General features: G+C 70.2%; 15 protein-coding genes and 1 tRNA gene. 9 read left to right on the top strand and 7 right to left on the bottom strand.

Annotated elements, in window-relative coordinates; all coding sequences use genetic code 11:
* Nucleotides 1-40 precede the first annotated feature (40 nt).
* A tRNA-Arg gene (locus BIV04_RS12690) sits at nucleotides 41-116 on the top strand.
* A gap of 145 nt (nucleotides 117-261) precedes the next feature.
* On the opposite strand, the gene BIV04_RS12685 is transcribed toward BIV04_RS12690, so the two are convergent.
* The 3 genes from BIV04_RS12685 to BIV04_RS12675 form a co-directional block, all read right to left on the bottom strand.
* Nucleotides 262-1,128 carry a hypothetical protein gene (locus tag BIV04_RS12685; RefSeq protein ID WP_071256660.1) on the bottom strand — a complete coding sequence of 289 codons (867 nt, stop codon included), beginning with the start codon at nucleotides 1,126-1,128 and terminating at the stop codon, nucleotides 262-264.
* 101 nt (nucleotides 1,129-1,229) lie between these two features.
* Nucleotides 1,230-1,526, bottom strand: coding sequence for a hypothetical protein (locus BIV04_RS12680; protein WP_255364285.1), 297 nt, complete (start codon nucleotides 1,524-1,526; stop codon nucleotides 1,230-1,232).
* Nucleotides 1,527-1,649: 123 nt separating this feature from the next.
* Nucleotides 1,650-2,669 carry an aldo/keto reductase gene (locus BIV04_RS12675; protein WP_071256659.1) on the bottom strand — a complete coding sequence of 340 codons (1,020 nt, stop codon included), beginning with the start codon at nucleotides 2,667-2,669 and terminating at the stop codon, nucleotides 1,650-1,652.
* A gap of 47 nt (nucleotides 2,670-2,716) precedes the next feature.
* Between BIV04_RS12675 and msrA the strand changes: the two genes are divergently transcribed.
* The 6 genes from msrA to BIV04_RS12645 all read left to right on the top strand — a co-directional run bounded on the left by msrA (nucleotide 2,717) and on the right by BIV04_RS12645 (nucleotide 7,017).
* On the top strand, nucleotides 2,717-3,244 hold the full coding sequence (gene msrA, locus BIV04_RS12670; RefSeq protein WP_071256658.1) for a peptide-methionine (S)-S-oxide reductase MsrA: 528 nt from the start codon (nucleotides 2,717-2,719) through the stop codon (nucleotides 3,242-3,244).
* 56 nt (nucleotides 3,245-3,300) lie between these two features.
* Complete coding sequence (locus tag BIV04_RS12665; RefSeq protein WP_071256657.1) at nucleotides 3,301-3,516, top strand: hypothetical protein; 216 nt, start codon at nucleotides 3,301-3,303, stop codon at nucleotides 3,514-3,516.
* Between the two features lie 121 nt (nucleotides 3,517-3,637).
* Complete coding sequence (locus tag BIV04_RS12660; protein WP_071256656.1) at nucleotides 3,638-4,243, top strand: single-stranded DNA-binding protein; 606 nt, start codon at nucleotides 3,638-3,640, stop codon at nucleotides 4,241-4,243.
* Nucleotides 4,244-4,342: 99 nt separating this feature from the next.
* Nucleotides 4,343-4,804 carry a hypothetical protein gene (locus BIV04_RS12655; protein ID WP_071256655.1) on the top strand — a complete coding sequence of 154 codons (462 nt, stop codon included), beginning with the start codon at nucleotides 4,343-4,345 and terminating at the stop codon, nucleotides 4,802-4,804.
* 37 nt (nucleotides 4,805-4,841) lie between these two features.
* Nucleotides 4,842-6,527 (top strand): energy-dependent translational throttle protein EttA, encoded by a 1,686-nt coding sequence (gene ettA, locus BIV04_RS12650; RefSeq protein ID WP_071256654.1) that lies wholly within the window; start codon nucleotides 4,842-4,844, stop codon nucleotides 6,525-6,527.
* 16 nt (nucleotides 6,528-6,543) lie between these two features.
* Nucleotides 6,544-7,017, top strand: coding sequence for a thioesterase family protein (locus BIV04_RS12645; protein WP_071256653.1), 474 nt, complete (start codon nucleotides 6,544-6,546; stop codon nucleotides 7,015-7,017).
* Nucleotides 7,018-7,033: 16 nt separating this feature from the next.
* Here the strand turns inward: BIV04_RS12645 and BIV04_RS12640 are convergent, their stop codons facing one another.
* Entirely contained in the window at nucleotides 7,034-7,903 is an 870-nt protein-coding gene (locus BIV04_RS12640) for an acyl-CoA thioesterase II (protein WP_043597010.1), read from the bottom strand.
* A gap of 21 nt (nucleotides 7,904-7,924) precedes the next feature.
* On the opposite strand from BIV04_RS12640, the gene BIV04_RS12635 reads away from it, so the two are divergent.
* Nucleotides 7,925-8,596, top strand: coding sequence for a hypothetical protein (locus BIV04_RS12635; RefSeq protein WP_071256652.1), 672 nt, complete (start codon nucleotides 7,925-7,927; stop codon nucleotides 8,594-8,596).
* A gap of 37 nt (nucleotides 8,597-8,633) precedes the next feature.
* Here BIV04_RS12635 and BIV04_RS12630 read toward each other — a convergent pair whose 3' ends face one another.
* The 3 genes from BIV04_RS12630 to pepN all read right to left on the bottom strand — a co-directional run bounded on the left by BIV04_RS12630 (nucleotide 8,634) and on the right by pepN (nucleotide 12,786).
* Nucleotides 8,634-9,053, bottom strand: a complete 420-nt coding sequence (locus BIV04_RS12630) for a globin (RefSeq protein ID WP_071256851.1) — start codon at nucleotides 9,051-9,053, stop codon at nucleotides 8,634-8,636.
* 62 nt (nucleotides 9,054-9,115) lie between these two features.
* The gene (locus BIV04_RS12625; protein ID WP_071256651.1) at nucleotides 9,116-10,117 is read right to left on the bottom strand and encodes a mechanosensitive ion channel family protein; all 1,002 of its coding nucleotides are present in this window, start codon (nucleotides 10,115-10,117) and stop codon (nucleotides 9,116-9,118) included.
* 128 nt (nucleotides 10,118-10,245) lie between these two features.
* Nucleotides 10,246-12,786, bottom strand: coding sequence for an aminopeptidase N (gene pepN / locus BIV04_RS12620; protein ID WP_071256650.1), 2,541 nt, complete (start codon nucleotides 12,784-12,786; stop codon nucleotides 10,246-10,248).
* Between the two features lie 91 nt (nucleotides 12,787-12,877).
* On the opposite strand from pepN, the gene BIV04_RS12615 reads away from it, so the two are divergent.
* Nucleotides 12,878-13,504 (top strand): DsbA family protein, encoded by a 627-nt coding sequence (locus BIV04_RS12615; RefSeq protein WP_071256649.1) that lies wholly within the window; start codon nucleotides 12,878-12,880, stop codon nucleotides 13,502-13,504.
* The last annotated feature ends 42 nt before the right edge of the window (nucleotides 13,505-13,546 follow it).

Below are 13,546 nucleotides of genomic sequence, written 5' to 3'. Positions count from 1 at the left end.
ACCGGGACGGAGGAGCGGGCACGGTATCGTGGACGGGTCCGCCCCCGTAGCTCAGCGGATAGAGCAGGAGCCTTCTAATCTCTTGGTCGCAGGTTCGATTCCTGCCGGGGGCACCACGCCACCGATGATCTACGCGGTGCTTCTCATCTCTTGGTCGCAGGTTCACTGTGGTGATGACGCTGGCTGCCGGGGGCACCAAGCCTCACCCCCCACGACGACGCGCCCCCGACCGAGGTCGGGGGCGCGTCGTCGTCCACGGGATCAGTCGTCCGCGCGTTCGGGTGCCGTGCGGCGGCGGACCTGGCTCGCACTGACCGGCTGTTCGTAGCGCTCGTCGTCCATCGGGTCGTCGCGGGTGTCGTCGTGGGACGCCTCACCCGACGTGACGGCCGGTGCCTCGGGCGCGGAAACCGGCGAGGGGCCCGCCAGCGGGGCGGGAGCCGTGGGTGCCCGGTAGGCCTCGTCGCCACCCCGGACCGGGGCATCGTCGAGGGCCGCGGGGCGGAGCGCTGCCGAGGGTGCGGCACCCGAGGGCGCGGAGGCATCGGTGCGTCGCTTCTCGGTCGCCGACGCGGCGCGCTGCTCGGCCTCCCAGGCCTTCTGCTTCGCGGCCGTGTCGCGGTCGACGTCGGCCTCTTCGTACTTCCAGCGGGCGAGATCGTCGCGGAAGAGCTTCTTGGCTCGCCCGGGACGTTTCTGCCACTCGACGAGACGGTCGCGGAGTTCACCCAGCGTCTGCTCGGACTGGAAGCTGAAGGACGCCGAGTTGCGCTTGATCTCGGCCAGTTCGTGAGCGGCCCAGTCGGCGGCGAGGGTGCTGCCGGTCGCGGGCAGCAACCGCAGGCGGACGTCGGCCTCGTGGCCGAGGTGATCGGCGTAGGCACGCTCCTCGACCCCGAGCGAGCTGTAGACGGCACCCTTGCGGGCCGCCGAGACGAGGGCCGCGACGGCCGCCGCCTTCGCCTCGTCCTCGTGCAACGACACGACGCGTCGCGTGCTCGCGCGGCCGATGAGAGCTGCGACGACGCCGGCCACGACGATGGCGACGAAGGGGATCACCGCATCGGTGACGACGCGCCACCCGTTGTCGGAAGAGAGCCATTCGACCAAACCGTTCCACCACTGCATGGGGCGAACACTACAGCCGAGGTCGAAGGTTGCACGGCTGCGACATGCTGGCGAGCCCGCCGTCGGTAAGGCCGTCACGGCCCCCGGTGGCGTCGTCGGGATCAGGCGAACCGGAAGCAGTCGGTGGCGTCGTCGCGACTCCAGAACTCGCCGATCTCGACGAACCGACGCTGACGGGGCAGGAACCGTTTGGCGCGGTACCGATCACCCTGCGGGTCGTCGAAGCGCTCGACGTAGCCCACGATCTCGCCACCGGGTCGGGTCACCCGGGCGAGGTCGTCGTGCACCTGGACGAGCTGCAGGCCGCCCCGGGTCGAGCGCAGGGCGGGGAGGGGAACGCCTGCGTGAGCGTGCTGGGCAGGCGGGACGATCGCGTGGTCGAGGGTGCTGCTGGTCATGAGGTGCTCCTGAGGTCATCCGGCCGATGCTGTCGAGAACACCCCTGACGCTAGGGGCGACCACCGACATCGACGTCGGACGCCTGGGAGGGCGCGGTGCCCGTCCGGCACCGCGCCGTCCGGTCAGCGGCCGGTGCCGTCGACCGCCAGCGGCTCGATCGCCGCGAGCTCGTCCTCGGTCAGCTCGGCACCGTGGAGCGCGTCCAGGCTGTCGTCCAGCTGGGCCACCGACGAGGCGCCGATGAGGGCGCTGGTCACGGCGGGTTGGCGCAGCACCCAGGTGAGCGAGAGCTGCGCGAGCGACTGGCCCCGCGCCTCCGCGATCTCGTTCAGGCCGCGGACGCGCGAGAGGTAGGTCTCGTCGAAGGCGTCCTCGGAGAACCAGCGGCCCTCGGCCGCGCGCGAGCCCGCGGGAGCGCTGCCCGAGAGGTAGCGGTTCGTCAGGAGGCCCCCGGCCAGCGGCGAGAACACGATCGAGCCGACGCCGCGGGACAGCAAGGTGTCGAACAGCCCTCGCTCGGGCCGGCGGTCGAACATGTTGTACCGCGGCTGGTGGATCAGCAACGGCACGCCCTCGGCCGCCAGGGCGTCGATCGCGGCCTCGGTCTGCGCCGGGTCGTAGTTCGAGATGCCGGCGTAGAGCGCCTTGCCCTGCCGGACGGCCGTCGCGAGCGCCCCCATCGTCTCGTCGATCGGGGTCTCGGGGTCGGGACGGTGCGAGTAGAAGATGTCGACGTGGTCCATGCCGAGCCGCCCGAGGCTGGCCTCGAGCGAGTTCAGCAGGTACTTGCGCGACCCCCCGTCGCCGTACGGCCCGGGGGTCATGTCGTAACCCGCCTTGGACGACACCACGATCTCGTCACGGTAGGGGCGCAGGTTCGCCGCGGCGATGCGGCCGAACTGCTCTTCCGCCGAGCCGTAGGGCGGGCCGTAGTTGTTCGCCAGGTCGAAGTGGGTGACCCCGCGGTCGAACGCGCGGAGCACGATGTCGCGCTGGGTCTCGAGTCCGCGGTCCGAACCGAAGTTGTTCCAGAAGCCCAGCGAGATGCGGGGCAGCTTGAGCCCGCTGCGGCCCGTTCGGACGTAGTCGAGTCGTGAGTACCGTGCGTCGTCGGCGACGTAGGGCGTGAAGGGTGATCTCATGCGGTCAGCCTAGGGCGGGGCCTCGACTCGGGAGTAGGTTCACGGGCATGACGACATTCGTTCTCGCCGGCGGTTGCTTCTGGTGCCTCGACGCGGTCTACCGCACCCTCGACGGCGTCACCGAGGTGGTCTCGGGCTACACCGGCGGAGACACCGTGCAGCCGAGCTACGACGACGTGTGCACCGGCCGGACGGGGCACGCCGAGGCCGTCGCGGTCACCTTCGACCCCGAGAAGCTCCCCGCCGACGTCGTCCTCGACGTCTTCTTCACCCTGCACGACCCGCGTCAGCTGAACCGGCAGGGCGCGGACGTCGGCACCCAGTACCGCTCGGCGATGTTCTTCGCCGACGACGAGCAGGAGGCGCTCTTCCGGGCGGCCCGCGATCGCGCCTCCGAGGCCTGGGACGGCGGTGTCGTCACGACGATCGAGCCGCTGCCCACCTGGTACGACGCCGAGGAGCACCACCAGGACTTCTTCGCCAAGAACCCCGGCCAGGGCTACTGCACGGCCGTCGCTCTGCCGAAGGTCACCAAGATCCGCAAGTCGTACGCGAAGTACGTGCTCGCCTCGTAGACGGGCCGCGCCGACCGGCGCGACCGACCGAGAGAAGAGGAAAGGGGCGCTCGACGATGAGTGACCAGAACACCTTGCACCGACAGACCTGGGTGGCCGTGGGCCCGGCAGGCGCGGTCGGCACCATCCTGCGGACCGACGACGGCTTCGCCGTGCGACTGTCCGCGAAGGGGCAGGACGGCGGCGTCTATCCGACCCTGGCCGTGGCCAAGAGCGCCCTGTTCGCGGCGTTGGGGCCGGGCGCCGACTACCCCGAGTTCCACGAACACTGAGGCTCGGTAGTCGCCGGACGACCTGCAGTCGCGTCGTCCCCCGAGCGGCCCCCGCAGTCTTTCTCCACAAGGAGGCGCGGGTGCCGTCCCGGGGGCGTCCCGCCTTCGCGAGACTCCCGTCATGACAGACACCATCACCCTCACAGGGATCATCGCGACCGACCCCCGGGCCCTCGTCACGCAGTCCGGCCTCTCCATCACGAGCTTCCGGCTCGCCTCGTCGCAACGGCGCTACGACCGCGTCAAGGGCGAGTGGGTGGACGGCGAGACGAACTGGTACACCGTCACGGCCTTCCGCCAGCTCGCCGACAACGTCCTGGCCAGCCTCCGCAAGGGGCAGCGGGTCGTCGTCACCGGGCGGGTGCGCATCCGCTCGTGGGAGTCCGGCGAACGCAGCGGCATGACGGTCGAGATCGACGCCGACGCGATCGGTCACGACCTCGTCTGGGGCAGGTCGACCTTCGAACGGCGGGTCGCGTCCGCCCCGGCCGCCGGGCCGGTGGCGCCGTCGGCCGCGGGTGGTGACGATGCGGACGCGACCCCCGACCAGAGCGGGGCGGCACCCGAGACGGAGGGCGACGGTGGGGCCGGTCAAGGTGGCCCCTCGGACGCTTCCGCGTCGGATGCGTCCGCGTCGGCCCCCGACCGGGTGGCGGTCCCTGACGACGGCGCGGACTGGGGTGCTCCACAGTCCGTCGGCGCCGACGAGGTGTTGGCCCCGTTCTGACCACCCGGGCACCCCCGTGTTCCCGGCCCGCGGGTCGGCACGCCGTAGACTCGACACGGCTGGCCGACCCGCGGCCGCCACCCGCGACGAAGGGCACCCGTGACCGGTTCGAGACCCCCACGCGGCCCGGCGCTCGCCGCGATCCTGCTGGCCGTGGTGGTCCCCCTCGTGGGCTGCACCTCGTCACCCGAGCCGGCGCCGACGACGCCGCCCACGGCGATCTCGACGGGCGCTCCGGCGTTCTCGTCCGAGTCGACGACGGCCGAGGCGCTGGCCCACTTCGACGAGGTGAACGCCGCGACCGTCGCGGCGAACGCCCGCCCGGGCGGGCGTGCGGTCGTCGACGCGCTGGTGGCCGCGGGCTTCGACAAGTCGACGATGCAGGTCACCGCCGACACGACCTCGATCGGCCGTGACGCCGACAGCGTGCAGTTCTCGGTGCTCTGGGGTCAGGACTGCTTGATCGGGCAGGTCTCGGGCGCCGGCTACACGAGCCAGACGGCGCCGGTGCTCGGCACGGGCGCCTGCCTCGTGGGGTCGACCCGAGCCATCGACTGGTGACGTCGGGGGCGGGGCCCCGCCCGATAGACTCGCTGCCATGGCCGAATACATTTACTCGATGGTGCGCGCCCGCAAGGCGGTCGGCGACAAGCTGATCCTCGACGACGTCACCATGTCGTTCATCCCGGGGGCGAAGATCGGTGTCGTGGGGCCGAACGGCGCCGGCAAGTCGACGATCCTCAAGATCATGGCGGGCCTCGACACCCCCAGCAACGGCGAGGCGAAGCTCAGCCCCGGCTACTCGGTCGGCATCCTCATGCAAGAGCCCGAACTCGACGAGACGAAGACCGTCCTCGAGAACGTCCAAGAGGGCGTGGGGCCGATCAAGCAGAAGCTCGACCGCTTCAACGAGGTCTCGGCCGCCATGGCCGAGCCCGACGCCGACTTCGACGCGCTGCTCGCCGAGATGGGCACCCTGCAAGAAGAGATCGACGCCGCCGACGCGTGGGACCTCGACTCCCAGCTCGAGCAGGCCATGTCGGCTCTGCGCACGCCTCCGGGCGATGCCGAGGTCGCGAACCTCTCCGGTGGTGAGAAGCGCCGCGTCGCGCTGTGCAAGCTGCTGCTGCAGAAGCCCGACCTCCTGCTCCTCGACGAGCCCACCAACCACCTCGACGCCGAGAGCGTGCTCTGGCTCGAGCAGCACCTCAGCAAGTACCCCGGCGCCGTGCTCGCCGTGACCCACGACCGGTACTTCCTCGACCACGTCGCCGAGTGGATCGCCGAGGTCGACCGCGGCCGCCTCTACCCCTACGAGGGCAACTACTCGACCTACCTCGAGAAGAAGGGCGAGCGCCTCCAGGTCCAGGGCAAGAAGGACGCCAAGCTCGCCAAGCGCCTCGCCTCCGAGCTCGAGTGGGTCCGCAGCAACGCCAAGGGCCGCCAGGCCAAGTCGAAGGCACGTCTGGCGCGCTACGAAGAGATGGCGAACGAGGCCGAGCGCACGCGCACCTTGGACTTCGAAGAGATCGCGATCCCCGTGGGCCCCCGCCTCGGCTCGCAGGTCATCGACGCCAAGAAGCTGCACAAGGCGTTCGGTGAGCGGGTGCTCATCGACGACCTGTCGTTCACCCTGCCCCGCAACGGCATCGTCGGTGTGATCGGCCCGAACGGCGTCGGCAAGACGACGCTCTTCAAGACCGTCGTCGGTCTCGAGCCGCTCGACGGCGGCGAGCTGAAGGTCGGCGAGACGGTCGACATCTCGTACGTCGACCAGAGCCGTGGCGGCATCGACCCGAACAAGAACCTGTGGGAGGTCGTGTCCGAGGGGCACGACTACATCCAGGTCGGCAAGACCGAGATCCCGTCGCGCGCCTACGTGTCGCAGTTCGGATTCAAGGGCCCCGACCAGCAGAAGAAGGCGGGCGTGCTGTCCGGTGGTGAGCGCAACCGTCTCAACCTGGCGCTGACCCTCAAGCAGGGCGGCAACCTGCTGCTGCTCGACGAGCCCACCAACGACCTCGACGTCGAGACCCTGGGCAGCCTCGAGAACGCGCTGCTCGAGTTCCCCGGCTGTGCCGTGGTCATCACACACGACCGGTGGTTCCTCGACCGCATCGCGACGCACATCCTCTCGTGGGAGGGCCTGAACGACGACGGCACCCCCAACTGGTACTGGTTCGAGGGCAACTTCGAGGCGTACGAAGAGAACAAGATCGAGCGCCTCGGTGCCGACGCGGCGAAGCCGAGTTCGGCCACGTACCGCAAGCTCACGCGCGACTGACCGGCACCGCACCGTCATGACCCGCCTGCACGTGCCGACCCGAGTCCGCTGGAGCGATCTCGACGGGTACCGACACGTGAACAACGCGTCGATGCTGCGCCTCCTCGAGGAGGCGCGCATCGACGCGTTCTGGTCGGCAGACGGGGCGATCGACGAGCGGTCGTCGGCCGCCGTCCTCGACGGCAGTCCGAACGCCATCACGATGACGCTCATCGCCCGGCAAGAGCTCGAGTACCTGATCCCCATCCCGTACCTGCGGGCCCCGCTCGACGTGCAGATCTGGGTCGGTCGTCTCGGCGGAGCGAGCCTCGAGGTCTGCTACGAGGTCTGGTCGCCCGAGGGCGTCGAACCCCGGCAGCTGTTCACCAAGGCCGCCACCACGATCGTGCTCGTCGACTCGGCGAGCAACCAGCCACGTCGCATCTCCGATCTCGAGCGCGACGCCTGGTCGCCGTTCGTCGAAGAACCCCTGGTCTTCCGCCGGCGCTGACCCGGCACGCGCCGGGTCAGCCTCGCGGCACCCGCACCATGCCCTCTTGCGCGACGCTGGCCACGAGCGTGCCCGCGCGGTCGTAGATGCGCCCGAGCGAGAGTCCGCGGCCACCGACCGCGTTGGGGCTCTCTTGCACGTACAGCAGCCACTCGTCGACTCGAGCGGGGCGGTGCCACCACATGGCGTGGTCGAGGCTCGCGACCTTGAGCCCGGGGGTGACGAACGCGACGCCGTGGCGGCGGTAGATCGGTTCGAGCAGGGTGTAGTCGCTGGCGTAGAGCAGCGCGGCGCGGTGCAGGTCGGCGTCGTCGGGCAGCGGGCCCGTGGCCTTGAGCCAGACGGCCTGGTGGGCGACGTGGTCGCCCTCGACGCTGAAGAACACGGGTGAGGGCACGTGACGCATGTCGAACGGGCGACGCGCCCACGACTGGGCGACGGGGTTGTCGACGGCCGACAACAGTTCGGCGTCGCTCGGGACGTCCTCGGGGTCGGGCAGCCCGGTGGGCATGTCGACCTGGTGGTCGAGCCCCTCGTCGGGGGTCTGGAAGGACGCGATCATCGAGAAGATCGGCACGCCGTCCTGCGAGGCCTGGGTGCGTCGGGTCGCGAACGAGCGGCCGTCGTGGATGCGGTCGACCGTGAAGGTGATGGGGATCGTGAGGTCGCCGGGCCGCAGGAAGTACGAGTGCAGCGAATGGACGTCGCGTCCGCCCCCGACGGTGCGCTGGGCGGCGACGAGGGCCTGTGCGGCGACCTGTCCGCCGAACACGCGACCGAGCGGCTCGGGCTGTGACCCCCCGGTGAAGACGTCCTGCCCGCCGACGTTGCCCGCCGGCGAGAGGTCGAGGGTGGACAGCAGGCTCTGCAGCGGATCGACGGTCACCCGATGTAGTTTAGGGGGCCGATGAACGACGCATTCACCCTCCCCGACTCCCTGTCCCTCAGCGATCTCGCGACCTATCTCGGGCGTGCCGGCCGGGTGGAGGACGGTTCGGTCCGGCTCATCGCCGGCTCGGGCGTCCTCGCCGTCTACGTCGCCGTCTTCTACCCGATGGGACTGCTCGACTCGAGCCCCACCGTGCTCGGCCTCCGCACCTTCCAGCTCGACGACCGACCCGAGTTCGACGCCGTGGTGCCGGTCCGGTCGCTGAAGGAGCGCCTCGTGCGCCTGCAGAACGACGTCGTCGACCCGACCGCGCCCGTCACCGTGTCCGTGCCCGCCACGGTCAACACGGTGACCTGGGCAGCCATCTCGCCGCCGCGGGGCGGTTGGGCGCGGCTCGAACCGATCGAGGCCGATCGCCTCCGCACGACGGCCGAGGCCGGCATCGCCCGCGTCGCCGAGGCGATCCCCACGGGCACCGGCGAGCAGATCGTGCACCGGGTGCGGGCCGATGTGTGGTCGGCACCCGTCGAGGGCGCCGAAGGAGTCCCCGCCGGCGCCGGCTTCGGTGCGCTCAGCCTGGGCTTCCTCGACGGCGAGGACGAGGTGACCGTCTTCGAAACCGGCACCTGGACGCGCCTCACGACGTCCAAGGGCCACGTCCTCGTCAAACGGCGGTCGTCCTTGCTCTGACGAGCGATCCGACGCCGAACGGTCCGGCGGCGAGCGGTCAGCGCTCGAACGTGTTGACCATGGCCTGGGCGGCACGGTCGAGGTAACCCCAGAGCATCGCGTCGTCGAGGGGCGCGAGTTCCAGTTCGTCGACGGCCACCCGCATGTGCTGCAGCCAGTGGTCACGTGCCTCGGGCGTCACCCGGAACGGCATGTGCCGCATGCGCAGGCGGGGGTGCCCCCGCTCCTCGCTGTACGTGGTGGGCCCACCCCAGTACTGCTCGAGGAACCCCGTCAAGCGCTGGATCGCGCCCTCGAGATCCGTCTCGGGATACATCGGCCAGAGCACCTCGTCGGTCCGGACGCCCTCGTAGAAGCGGCGGACCAGCTTCTCGAAGGTCGGCCTACCGCCGATCTGCTGCCAGAAGTTGCCCTGGACGGCATCGTCACCGAGACCCCGCCGGACGGTGACCGGCACGGCCGACGGCGGGGGAGTCACGGGCTGCGCACTGGACGGGCGCGGCGTCAGCGGGAGGTCGCTCACTTGCGCTTGCTCCGCGGCACGTGGGGCGTCGGCACCGTGCGCGGCGCCCGGGCACCCTGGACCGAGGAGGCGCTGTCGAAGCCGGTCAGGACGACGCTCGTCAACGAGGGCAGCACGATGTCCATGGCGTCCAGGGTCTTCTTGAGCCGTGACCGCAGCTCGCGGTCGACGTTGTCGCGGTCGGAGGACCGGGTCTTGGCGACGATGCGGATCACCACGTGCTCCTCGGCGATCGACTGGATGCCCCAGACCTCGGGCTGGTCGATGATGGCGCGCCTCCACTTGGGGATCGCCGCGAGCTCGTTGGCCGTGTTCAGCATGGCGTCCTGCACCTGGTCCACGTCGGCCGAGTACGGCACGGCGAGGTCGATGACCACGCGCGTCCAGCCCTGCGACATGTTGCCCACCCGCAGGATCTCGCCGTTGCGCACGAACCACAGCACGCCGTTGACGTCGCGCACCTGGGTGACCCTGATGCCCACCGCTTCGACGACACCGGCGGCGGGTCCGACGTCGACGACGTCCCCCACACCGAGCTGGTCCTCGGCGACCATGAAGATGCCGTTGAGCATGTCCTTCACGATGTTCTGGGCACCGAATGCGAGACCCGCCCCCACGACTCCGGCCGCGCTGACGATGGCGACGGCGTTGAAGTTGAGTTCGCCGAGGATCAACACGAGCGCGATGCCCGCGACGACGACCGTGACCACGTTGTTCAGCACGCTGCCGAGGGTCCGAGTGCGCTGCACGACGCGGACCGCCTGGAGCGGCGACGCCATGAGGGCCTGCGTGTCGTCGACGTTCTGCTTCCGCTTGATGCCGTTCACGACCTGGTCGACCACCCGACGGATGGTGAAGTGCAGGGCGACGCGCAACAGCACCGCGACGAGCAGGATCGCGGCGATCCGGATGGGAACTCGCCACATCGTCCAGAAGGCGTCCCAGTCGAAGGCGATCGGGGCGGCGGGGTCGGTGGCGGCAGCGAGAAGAACGTCCATATGAGCGACAAGTCAAGCATGCCCCCGCAACCCCACCCGGGAGGCGCCTGGACGCCGGAACGGCGGGCCCTGTGATAGGGTCCGCCGTCCGGGTCGGTCGTCGGGTCGCAGCGCGACCCGGGACGTGACTACTGCTGGTCGACCGCCTGCACCCGCAGGGCCCGCTCGACGCCCGCGACGCTCTCGCTCACGATGCGGCGCAGGGCCGGCGTCTCGGGGTTCGCCTCGAGCCACGCGTACGACGCGTCGACGAGCGCCTGGTCGGCGAGGCCGGCCGGGTACAGCCCCGAGACGAGGGTGTCGGCGATGTGGTAGCTGCGCGACTCCCAGATGCCGGTGAGCGACGAGAAGTAGCGCTCGACGAGGGGCTGCAGGATCGCCGGGTCGTTCGTGTGCTGGAACCCGAGGGTCGTCGCGCGGACGATGGCGTTGGGCTGTTCGGCGCTGTCGACGACCGACGCGAAGGCGGCGAGCTTGCCCTCGGTGGTCGCGATCGTCGCACGGGCCCGTGCGGCCGCCTGGGCGCCGTTCGCCGTGTTGTCCTCGGCGAGGGCGGCGTCGATCTCGGCATCGCCGGCACCGCCGACGAGCACGAGGCCCTCGAGCAGCTGCCAGCGCAGGTCGGTGTCGACGGTGAGGCCCTCGAGGGCGAGCGATCCGTCGAGCAGACCGGCCAGCGCCTCCTCGTGCGCCTCGGTGGACGCGATCGCGGCGAAGAAGGTGACGAACTGGAACTGTGCGTCCGACCCGGCCTCGGCACCTTGGGCCAGGGCCCAGAGGCCGTCGCCGACCTCGGTGATCGTGGAGGCGCGGCGTGCGGGGGCGACGTAGCTGCGGGCGGTCTGCAGCAGCTGCGAGAGCGTGGTGCGGATCGTCGTCGACTCGGTCTCGGTCGCGATGTTGTCGAGCACGAGTCGCACGTAGTCGGAGGCCGAGGTCTCGGCGTCGCGCGTCGCGTCCCAGACCGAGCCCCAGACGAGGGCGCGGGCCAGCGGGTTCGAGATCTTCGACAGGTGCGCGATCGCGGTGGCGAGCGACACCTCGTCGAGGCGGATCTTCGCGTAGGCGAGGTCGTCGTCGTTGATCAGCACGAGGTCGCCGCGGTTCAGGCCGACCAGTTCGGGCACCTCGGTGCGGGTGCCGTCGACGTCGATCTCGACGCGGTCGGTGCGCACCAGGGCGTCGCCCTGCAGGGCGTAGAGGCCGATGGCGAGGCGGTGCGGGCGGATGGTGGGGTAGTCGGCGGGTGCCTCCTGCAGCACGGCGAACGACGTGATGACGCCGTGCTCGTCGACCTCGAGCTCGGGACGCAGGGTGTTGACGCCCGCGGTCTCGAGCCAGAGCTTCGACCAGCTGGTCAGCTCGCGGCCCGAGGTCGCCTCGAGCTCCACGAGCAGGTCGCTCAACTCGGTGTTGGAGTGGTGGTGCTTCTTGAAGTAGGCGGCGACGCCGGCGTAGAAGGCGTCGATGCCGACCCAGGCGACGAGCTGCTTGAGGACCGACCCGCCCTTGGCGTAGGTGATGCCGTCGAAGTTGACCTGGACGTCCTCGAGGTCGGTGATCGTGGCGACGACGGGGTGGGTCGAGGGCAGCTGGTCCTGGCGGTAGGCCCAGCTCTTCTCCATCGCCTGGAAGGTGGTCCAGGCCTCGGTCCACTCGGTCGCCTCGGCGGTCGAGATGGTCGAGGCCCACTCGGCGAACGACTCGTTCAGCCAGAGGTCGTTCCACCACTTCATCGTGACGAGGTCGCCGAACCACATGTGGGCGAGCTCGTGCAGGATCGTGACGACGCGGCGCTCCTTGATGGCGTCGGTCACCTTGCTGCGGAAGACGTAGGTCTCGACGAAGGTGACGGCACCCGCGTTCTCCATGGCGCCGGCGTTGAACTCCGGCACGAAGAGCTGGTCGTACTTCTCGAAGGGGTACGCGTAGTCGAACTTCTCTTCGTAGTAGGCGAAGCCCTGACGGGTCTTCTCGAAGATGTAGTCGGCGTCGAGGTACTCCGTGAGCGAGCGACGCGTGAAGATGCCCAGCGGGATCGTGCGGCCGTCGGAGCTGGTGAGGTCGCTGCGGACGACGTCGTACGGGCCGGCGATGATCGCCGTGACGTAGCTCGAGAGCACGGGCGTGGGCGAGAACGTCCAGGTGCCGGTCTCGCCGTCGACGACGGGTTCGGGGGTGGTCTGGTTGCTGACGACCTGCCAGCGTGCGGGCGCGGTGACCGTGAACCGGAACGTCGCCTTGAGGTCGGGCTGCTCGAAGACCGCGAAGACGCGGCGGCTGTCGGGCACCTCGAACTGCGAGTAGAGGTAGACCTCGCCGTCGACCGGGTCGACGAAGCGGTGCAGGCCCTCGCCGGTGTTGGTGTACTCGGCGTCGGCGACGACCTCGAGCACGTTGTCGGCGGCCAGCTCGGCGAGCTGGATGCGGACGCCGTCGGAGACCGCGTCGACGTCGAGCGCGGTGCCGTTGAGCGTCACCGAGTGCACGGTGCGGGTGAGCGCGTCGATGAAGGTCGACGCACCGGGGGTGGCGGTGAAGCGCACGGTGGTCGAGCTGCCGAACACCTCGTCGCCGCGGGTCAGGTCGAGGGCGATCTCGTACGACTGCACGTCGACGACGTTCTTGCGCTCTTGCGCCTCGACGCGGGTGAGGTTCTCTCCGGGCACGCTGGCTCCATCCGTCTGGGGGGTGAGGGGGGACTCGTGGTCCGCTGAAAGCCTAGACCGGCTGTACGACGCCGGGGTGTTGACTGAGGGCATGACCGACACCCCCGCCCCCGCGTCCCACACCGTCGTCGACTTCTGGTTCGACCCCTCGTGCCCCTGGGCCTGGATGACCAGTCGCTGGGTCGACGAGGTCGCGCAGCACCGCGACCTCGACGTCACCTTCCACGTCATGAGCCTCGCGGTGCTCAACGAGGACGCCGACGTCAGCGACGAGTACAGGGCGAACTTCGCCCGCATGCTGCGCTACACGCGTCTCGTCACGGCCGCGGGCGAGCTCCACGGTCAGCAGATCGTCAAGCCGCTGTACGACGCCCTCGGCACCCGCATCCACCACGAGGGCGAGAAGGACGGCGACGTCGTCATCGCCGGGGCCGTGGCCGAGGTCGGGCTGCCCGCCGACTTCGCGCGGTACGCCGACGGCGACGAGTTCGACGAGCAGATGCGTGCCAGCCACTTCGACGGCATCGGCCGCGTCGGCCAGGACGTCGGCACCCCCGTGATCGCGGTCGACGGCGTGGCCTTCTTCGGCCCCGTCATCTCGCCCGCACCGAAGGGCGACGAGGCCGTTCGCCTCTGGGACGGCGTCGTCGCCGTGGCGTCGTACCCCGGGTTCTTCGAGATCAAGCGCTCTCGCACGGTCGGGCCGATCTTCGACTGAGGACCCGCGCCTCCTCGGGTCCCGACGCGGACCACGAGGAGG

Source organism: Frigoribacterium sp. MCBA15_019 (genome assembly GCF_001864945.1).
Taxonomy (GTDB): Bacteria; Actinomycetota; Actinomycetes; order Actinomycetales; family Microbacteriaceae; genus Frigoribacterium.
The sequence above is the reverse complement of the archived record's forward strand: the minus strand, read 5'-3'. Positions and strand labels throughout refer to the sequence as shown.

What these genes read in the sequence shown, in the direction of transcription:
- BIV04_RS12665 (WP_071256657.1), top strand. Translation starts at nt 3,301, where the DNA reads ATGAGTGACCAGAACACCTTGCACCGACAGACCTGGGTGGCCGTGGGC.
- BIV04_RS12615 (WP_071256649.1), top strand. Translation starts at nt 12,878, where the DNA reads ATGACCGACACCCCCGCCCCCGCGTCCCACACCGTCGTCGACTTCTGG.
- ettA (WP_071256654.1), top strand. Translation starts at nt 4,842, where the DNA reads ATGGCCGAATACATTTACTCGATGGTGCGCGCCCGCAAGGCGGTCGGC.
- BIV04_RS12625 (WP_071256651.1), bottom strand. Translation starts at nt 10,117, where the DNA reads ATGGACGTTCTTCTCGCTGCCGCCACCGACCCCGCCGCCCCGATCGCC.
- BIV04_RS12685 (WP_071256660.1), bottom strand. Translation starts at nt 1,128, where the DNA reads ATGCAGTGGTGGAACGGTTTGGTCGAATGGCTCTCTTCCGACAACGGG.
- BIV04_RS12660 (WP_071256656.1), top strand. Translation starts at nt 3,638, where the DNA reads ATGACAGACACCATCACCCTCACAGGGATCATCGCGACCGACCCCCGG.
- BIV04_RS12635 (WP_071256652.1), top strand. Translation starts at nt 7,925, where the DNA reads ATGAACGACGCATTCACCCTCCCCGACTCCCTGTCCCTCAGCGATCTC.
- BIV04_RS12675 (WP_071256659.1), bottom strand. Translation starts at nt 2,669, where the DNA reads ATGAGATCACCCTTCACGCCCTACGTCGCCGACGACGCACGGTACTCA.
- msrA (WP_071256658.1), top strand. Translation starts at nt 2,717, where the DNA reads ATGACGACATTCGTTCTCGCCGGCGGTTGCTTCTGGTGCCTCGACGCG.
- BIV04_RS12645 (WP_071256653.1), top strand. Translation starts at nt 6,544, where the DNA reads ATGACCCGCCTGCACGTGCCGACCCGAGTCCGCTGGAGCGATCTCGAC.
- BIV04_RS12680 (WP_255364285.1), bottom strand. Translation starts at nt 1,526, where the DNA reads ATGACCAGCAGCACCCTCGACCACGCGATCGTCCCGCCTGCCCAGCAC.